At 38.2% G+C, this 2,219-nt stretch carries 3 protein-coding genes; all 3 read right to left on the bottom strand.

What is annotated here, in order from left to right:
• Window positions 1-1,060, bottom strand: a 1,060-nt coding sequence (locus tag Q0F90_RS08910; RefSeq protein ID WP_296004884.1) for an insulinase family protein, incomplete at its 3' end; no start/stop codon positions are given.
• A 246-nt stretch (window positions 1,061-1,306) separates the two neighbouring features.
• Window positions 1,307-1,624 (bottom strand): hypothetical protein, encoded by a 318-nt coding sequence (locus Q0F90_RS08905; protein WP_265138872.1) that lies wholly within the window; start codon window positions 1,622-1,624, stop codon window positions 1,307-1,309.
• A gap of 7 nt (window positions 1,625-1,631) precedes the next feature.
• Window positions 1,632-2,219: ACT domain-containing protein (locus tag Q0F90_RS08900; RefSeq protein WP_296004881.1), on the bottom strand; the 588-nt coding region annotated here is incomplete at its 5' end.

Below are 2,219 nucleotides of genomic sequence, written 5' to 3'. Positions count from 1 at the left end.
GATTGGAGCCTGTTGCTTGTACAGTCCATATAGGTTGGCGAATGCTATCTAAATAATAGCCACTTACGTCAGAACCGATACCTGCTTTTACCAAAGCCTGTTTAAGAGGCGCTGCAGGAGATGTCAACAAAGCATGTGTTAACACTTCAAAAGCCAAGCTATGCTCAGGTGTTACATCAGGCAATACATACGCAAAGGAGTGTAATGTACGATTATCTGTTGGTTCCTCAGAACCTACACTATATGGATAACTCACCACTTTACCTTCTGTAAATGGAGCTTGTAGCCCTACCTCAGTATGTACCTCAATAGCATCAAAATGACTTAAGTATTCATCGTTCAAGAATGCTAATTGTTCTTCAATATTCATATCCCCATAGAGGAAGATATAACTATTGGATGGATGGTAGTGAACGCGATAGAATTCTTGAAATTCTTCATATGTTAAATCTGTAATATGATCAGGGTCCCCACCAGAATCAACACCATAAGTAGTATCTGGGAAAAGCTCGCGCATCATTTGACGTTCTAGTACGGAATCCGGGGAGGAGTACACGCCCTTCATCTCATTAAATACAACGCCTTTATAAGTAAGCTCATCATCGGCATGATCTAGCTCATAATGCCAACCTTCTTGCATGACGATTTCTGCATCATCTCGGACGCGAGGATATAATACAGCATCAAGATACACATCCATTAAATTGCGGAAGTCTTTATCATTCTTGCTCGCTACAGGATACATCGTCTTATCAGGATATGTCATCGCGTTTAAGAACGTATTCAAAGAACCTTTTACAAGCTCTACAAAAGGCTCTTTCAAAGGAAACTTGCGAGAACCACATAATAAGGAGTGCTCCATAATATGCGCTACACCAGTACTATTGTGCGGTGTTGTTCTAAAAGCAATATTGAATACTTTATTAGAATCTGGTGAATCGATATAAATTAAACGGGCACCAGACTTTTCGTGCTTCATTTCATAAGCGGTACCATTGATTTCATCAATGCGCTCAATGCGGTCAAGGCGAAAGCCAGAATAAACCTTATTTATTTCCATGCTGTCCCTTCTTTCTATATAAATATAATTAATTTCTTTCTAACAATTAATTATATCATATCGATGACTTTATATATAGATGTTAAGAATAATTATCGAATTTGAATACAAAAAGCAAAAACATACCGTTTATACTGTTTGGTACTAATACATCTATACATTTTTAAATAAACTATTCTCAGCATATTAGAAAAACCCCATAGGCATAGCCCTTGGGGTGCAGTTCAACCGCCTATGGGGTTCATTTTATTTATTATGTTGCATTTGCCACTTTTGATTGCGGCGTAAGGTTAATAAGCCTTCTAGTACAGCTTGGAATTGCACAAAGCTCAATGTGTAAGGTTCATACATATCTGGCACTACCTTGTAAGAAATAGTAACCTCTCCTTTATCATAATCGTAGAAGATACCATGCAAATTACTTACCGTAGTATAACCAGTTTGAGCTTGCTCCAATGTTGGAATAGGCTGATTTTTTAGATTTCCTAGTAGATCGCTAATGAAACCTTCCTTACGACCTTGGTCATTGAGCATTTCATCCATAAAACTACGTAGACTATCCATAAATAGATTAACCTCTTTGGTCTAACAATAAGTCGTTGTGAATTACGCGAACAGCATCTTTTACACGGTCTTCAGCAACAAGGCAAGAAATACTAATTTCAGAAGTAGAAATGATTTCGATATTAATACCTTCTTGGCTCAAAATATCAAACATTTGCGCAGCTACGCCAGGTTGACCTAACATACCAGCACCGATAATGGATACTTTTGCCATGCGTTCATCAATATTAACGGCTTCAATATCAACAGTTTTTTGCAATTCTTCCAAAACTTCGCGCGCCAAAACAACGTCATCCATAGCTACCGTAAAGATAAGGTCAGTTTTAGGTTCACCAACGGAACGAATAGATTGAACAATCATATCTACGTCAACGTTTCTCGATGCCAATGCTTTGAACACAGTCGCTGCAACGCCTGGTTTATTTTCAACGCCAACAAGGGCTACTTTTGCTGTATTAGTATCATCTGCTACGCCAGTAATTACGTGTTTATTTGCTTCCACAGTATAATCCTCCCGAATAATAGTACCTGGTTTATCACTAAATGTAGAACGTACATGAATAGGTACACCATAACGGAAACCCATTTCTACGGC

The sequence above is a fragment of the uncultured Veillonella sp. genome (assembly GCF_934190855.1).
GTDB lineage: Bacteria > Bacillota > Negativicutes > Veillonellales > Veillonellaceae > Veillonella.
The sequence above is the reverse complement of the archived record's forward strand: the minus strand, read 5'-3'. Positions and strand labels throughout refer to the sequence as shown.